Source organism: Arthrobacter sp. SO3 (assembly GCF_020532825.1).
Classification (GTDB): Bacteria; Actinomycetota; Actinomycetes; order Actinomycetales; family Micrococcaceae; genus Arthrobacter.
On the sequence record NZ_MQTS01000048.1, the window covers coordinates 1 to 5,057 of the forward strand.

At 64.5% G+C, this 5,057-nt stretch carries 4 protein-coding genes; all 4 read right to left on the bottom strand.

Going from position 1 to position 5,057, the window contains the following annotated elements:
• Positions 1–235: 235 nt before the first annotated feature.
• Genes BJQ90_RS05545 through BJQ90_RS05560 form a run of 4 tightly spaced genes read right to left on the bottom strand, consistent with a single transcriptional unit; the run spans position 236 to position 4,821 of the window.
• Positions 236–1,087, bottom strand: coding sequence for a hypothetical protein (locus BJQ90_RS05545; protein ID WP_226759310.1), 852 nt, complete (start codon positions 1,085–1,087; stop codon positions 236–238).
• Positions 1,084–2,124 carry an AAA family ATPase gene (locus BJQ90_RS05550; protein ID WP_226759311.1) on the bottom strand — a complete coding sequence of 347 codons (1,041 nt, stop codon included), beginning with the start codon at positions 2,122–2,124 and terminating at the stop codon, positions 1,084–1,086. Before BJQ90_RS05550 ends, BJQ90_RS05545 begins: the two co-directional genes overlap by 4 nt.
• Entirely contained in the window at positions 2,117–4,135 is a 2,019-nt protein-coding gene (locus BJQ90_RS05555; RefSeq protein ID WP_226759312.1) for a Mu transposase C-terminal domain-containing protein, read from the bottom strand. Before BJQ90_RS05555 ends, BJQ90_RS05550 begins: the two co-directional genes overlap by 8 nt.
• Complete coding sequence (locus tag BJQ90_RS05560) at positions 4,123–4,821, bottom strand: TnsA-like heteromeric transposase endonuclease subunit (RefSeq protein WP_226759313.1); 699 nt, start codon at positions 4,819–4,821, stop codon at positions 4,123–4,125. The genes BJQ90_RS05555 and BJQ90_RS05560 overlap by 13 nt, the downstream gene beginning before the upstream one ends.
• Positions 4,822–5,057: the final 236 nt, after the last annotated feature.

A 5,057-nucleotide genomic window follows, 5' to 3' on the forward strand; every position in this document is an offset into this window, starting at 1 on the left:
TGTGGCTTGCCAATGTAGTTGGCGAAATTGACAAGGCAGATTTGTGGTCAGGGCAGGGTGGGCCACGCGGAGGTGGGTCAGCTGAGTTGACAGCCATCTTGGCGAGAAGTGGGATTTACGGCGGCAATTCGGCCCCTTTCGCCGGGGTGCGGCGTAGCAGTTGAGTGCTTCGGCCGCGATGACTGCCTTGAGGAACCGCGCGCGGTTGGAGCTGGCGGCTGCTGGTCCTTGCAGGTCAGGAGCGCGTGGGAGATAAGAGGAAACTGTCGGTGCGGTTGGTAAGGACGCCGATCACCACATCGACGAGTTCGTCGATGAGTTTCCATGTCTGGGCCGGGGCGCCGAGCCATGCCAGGCCCGGGCGAAGGTGGGCGTAGAGGCGGGCTTGTTCGGGACGGCGGTGCCAGGTGCTGATCTCGCGCTCGAGGGGCCAGTGTGTGGCGAGGTAGTCGGCGATGGTTTTGAGGATGCGGACCCGGGCGGGGTAGCGGTCGATGCCGGGGTGGGCATGTGGGCGGTGGCCGAGCCAGAGGTGGTCCTTGAGTACGGGCGCGTGGCGGTCGATGGCGGCGATGATGGCGTCGTGGGCTCCAACCGGGACGAGACCGGTGGCCGCGATGCGGCGGAAACGTCGTTCAACGGTGCGCAGTTCGTAGTCGATGATCTGCCGCTGCTCGGTGGCGTGTTGGCCGATCCAGCGGTTGTGCTTGAGGCAGATCATGAAGCGGCGGTGGTCGTAGGTGTCGACGTGATCGCCGCCGACGCAGCGCGAGCAGGCGGCTCGCTTCTGCTGGCGGGTCAGGAAGGCGTCCTTCAGCCGCGGGGCAGGCTGGGCGACGGCGCGGGCGTACTCGCCGTGGAAGTGTCCGACGTCGGGGCCGCCGAGCTCACTGATGACGTGGGCAAGCTCGTCAGGGCGGCCTGTGCGGACTCGACGGTTCTGGATCAGCCGACGGATGTAGTCGCCGTCGATGAGATTGGCTGCACACAGCCGGGCAAGATAGGAGTCGGGGTTCTCGAACTGGTGGGGCCGCGGCTGCACCACCTGTGGGTGGAGTTGCCCGGGCACTGTCCCGGCACGGTTCATGCGGCCTTCCGCTTCCTGGGCTTCTGCGCGGCCACGAGCCGCCGGGATCCTGCGCCCATGTGCTCCTCAAGCAGTGTTTCAGGATCGGCGGGAGAGGGCTTTTCTTCGAGCATGGTCAGCAGTGCGAATCCGAGAATGCGGCGCAGTGCGCCGATGCGGCCCTCGGTGAGTGAATGGAGCGCGTCAGCGTACGGGCTCAGATCCGGGGGTCCGTCGATGAGGTACATCTGCTTGGCAAAGGCGTCAACGAGTCGTGTCCATGATTGCCGGGAGGACTCGGAGGCGTAGTCGAAGGGTGCGTGCCGGTGGGTTTCACCGCGGGCCATGAGCTGCTCTGCGGCGTGGCTGCCCAACTGCAGGTCGAGGTCGATGCCTGCCAGAACGGTCACGACGCCGGTGTTGTTGATGATGGCCTTGACCGTGTTGATGGCGTCGTCGCCGCGGCGGCCATCGAGCTGGACGGCATGGAATTCGTCGACAATGAGCAGCGAGGTCCTGCGGAGGGCCATGACTTCGGCGGCCTGCCGGATCAGGACCTGGTGGGCGTCGCGCTGGCGGTGGGGCACGCCAAAGAAGTCCAGGATCGAGGTTGCGACCCCTTTGGGGGTAGCTCCGGGCAGCATCTCGATGGAGACCACGGGAACACGTCCGTCGTCGCGGAAGCCGGGGTGGCGCCGTTCGGTGCGGGCCTCGACTTCCTTGGCCAGCTGCAGCAGGGTGGTGGACTTTCCGACGTTGGCCGGTCCGGTGAGGACGCACACGCCTTGGCTGCCGACGGCGTCCATGTCGCGCATCGCGAGGTAGCCTCGGACGCTGCGCAGCAGCTCTGTGGTCGCCTCGCTACGAAGGGTGAATCCCGAGCCGAACCACCGGACGCGGCTCTCATCGTGGGCAAGCTGCCCGGCGGTTGTGAGCGTTTCGTAGACGGCCCGGGTGAGCTTGCCGGGTTCTGCGACGACACGGTCGATTTGGCGTCGCATCCCGATCAGGGTGTTCTTGATTGCCGGCGTGATCTGGGCGGTTGAGGGTTCAGTCATTCCAAAACCTGTCGGTGGCGCGGACGACGGCGAAGTCGTCACTGGCGTGTTCGGAGGTCTCGGATGCGGCCGGTTCGGGGGCGCTGATCCGGGAGGGGCGTGGTTCGGTGTCCGCTTCCCGGCGTGCGAGGACCGCGCGTGCTTTCTCGGCCTTCTTCGTCTTCTTCCTGCGTCCTGCCCGGGCCGCGTCAGCGGTGCGGGCAAGTTGTTCAGCTGACCATTCGCCTGCGAGGGCGGCCTGCGCTTGGGGCGTGTTGCGCAGGAGCCGCAGTGCGGAGGCGAAGGGATAGATGTCGCGCCGGTAGGACTCAGAAACGCACTCCAGCCACTCGCCGTTTTCCGGGTGTTGGACCCAGACGCGGTCCGGATCGTAGGGGTCTTTGCGGATGACCCATTTGCCGTCCTTGGTGGGCGGGGTGAGTTTGCGGAGCCCGATCAGCGCGTCGTGCCAGTAGGTGAGGTTATCGATGTGAATGCCGTCATTCTGGATGGTGCGGGCGTAAGGTCGCATGAGGCTGATGAAGGTGGCCTGGTCAATCGGCACCGGTATGCCTGCTCCGGCGTCGAAGAGCGCGGAGTACATCTGGTTGGGGCTGTAGCAGCGAGCCGGCAGGTCACGGTCGCGCAGCTCACTGTGTGGGGTCCTTTGGTAGACGCGCACCCACCATTCTTCGAAAGACTCGCGCAGTTCACGGATCGTGAGCAGGCTGGCGTGATCGATCACCCGGCCCCGGTTGGAGACGCTGTTGCCCACGTAACCGGGAAGCTTTTGCATCCAGGATGTCTCAATCGTGCCCATCAGCCGTTCGATGTGGCCCTTGTAAGTGGGGGAGTGCGGAGGGGAGGGGATGACGCTGATCCCGAAGTGGCGGCATGCCGAGATGAAAGTCTCGGACAGGTAGTCCTTGCCGCGGTCGGTCGTGATCGTCTCCGGGACAATATATGGCACAGCGACAGCGCCGATCTGTCGTGCGTCGGCGGCCACCATTGCAGCCGACGGGAGGTCCCGGGCCCGGTCCAGGCGCATGTCTTCGGGTGCACCCGCCCTGGAGGCGCGCGGACGGAGCATCCGTCCGAGAAGGTCTGCGTGCTCAACTCCGGATGCACCGAAGGGGACGATGTCGAAGGCCAGGATCGATCTGGTGGCCACGTCTATCGCCACCGTCAGGTGCACCCTGCCGGGGGTGCCGTCAGGGAGCAGCGCCATGACATTGATCGGGGTCGAATCAATCTCAACGTACTGTCCCGGAGTTGTCGCCGCGATAGGCCTGGGTCCCCGGTCGTGCCGGTTGGCTTCACTTCGACGGGTGGTCGCCTTGCCCGTGGCCAGGCCCCGGCGGTCGTAGGCTGCGAAGACCCGCCGCATCGTCCGGTCCGACGGAAGTACGACCTCCTCGCCGCGGTAGCGCTGCGCGAGGTGTACACGGGTCTTGTCGATCAGCGTGGTCACCGAGACGGTCGAGTCGTTCCTGGTTGCCGTGAGCACTGCGAGGACTGCCTCAAGAATCCGGTCCTCAACCCGCGGAGTCCCATTGCCCCCGGTGAGGGTCCGGCGGTCGATGAGTCCGTGGACACCATGCCTCTCATATTGCTGCTGTTTCCGCTGAAGACTACGCACGGATGCCTGATAGCCGGCGGCAGACAGCTCGCTGACCTTCAGGGCTTCGCGGCTTTGTTTGGAAGTGCCAGGTCCGTAGCCGGGACGGGGGACTGCGCCCGGTGCATCGGGGTCCGGGACACCGAACGTGACTTCGTTGAGGTGTTCGACCCACCAGCGGGCGGTTTCCAAATCGGCCTTGCTGACCGTGGCGGTCAACGAAAGGTCCGCCGTGTGGTCAACGGGCTCAGGTCGGTCAGCCACGATGATTTCGTCGGCAAGGGAGGCTACGTCCACCCATACGGTGTCGTTATCGGCAAGGCGGCGCAGCATCGCCGCCCGAGGCCGGGCCGCGATGACGAGGTATTCCTCGTCCTGCCACGTCAACAGGTCGCCCAGGTTCAGGCGCAGCATCGATTCTCCTCGGGTTGGGGAACTGTCGTCGCGACGGTGTCGAAGTCCAGACGCTCGGTCGGATCAACAGACAGCCGCCGGTGCCAGATCAAGTGCTTGATGAAAGGCATCGCCAATGCCGGAAACCGCCGGTTCACCATCTCCCGGCCCTCGCCGAGGGTTCGTCCGCCGGAGAAGACATTGCCGATCTGCTCGGACATCACAGGGTCGGGATGAGCGCGTGAATGCCGCGCATTCCGCAGGAAGGCAAGATTGGCGGCCAGGATCCGATCCGGCTCGTGGAGGACCACGTGACGCCAACCGGCCATCTCGCAAACACGCGCCGTCTCCTCGAACTGATCACGGACCGCCTCGGTCATCCGCCTGGCCGGCTTCACGTCATAGACCACTTGATCCCCGTTACCGAGAACAGCGAAGAAGTCCGGATCATGACGAACAACCTTCGAGGCACGCCGGAAAAGCACCCGGAACGGCTGGGCGAGGATCCGGTCGACCTCTCCGCCTTGATCCAGCACGACCAGGCAAGACGCCTCAAGGGAGCTCTCATACCAGATATGCCGGCCCGTACGTTGCCAGAAGTAGACCCCATGCTGATTGGGGCGATTCTGCCACTGACTGCCGAGACGAACAGGTTCGCCTTCAACAATCGGCAGCTCAAGCAACTTCCGACCGGCATCCTGAGTCACAACCGATCCACCAACCCGCCACTGGACCATGTCCAGCCCGGAACTCGTCCGCGGCAGCAACTTGGCGGCGGAAGACGCTTTTACCATCACGTCATCACCCGCCAGAAACCAGAACGATGACGAAACATGCGTCCGACTATGTCAGATGCGACCGCCAATCCAAGGATGACTCGCCAGATAGCTGACAAGATTCGCCAGATCGTTTGGCAATTCGCCAACTACGCTGTCAAGCGACA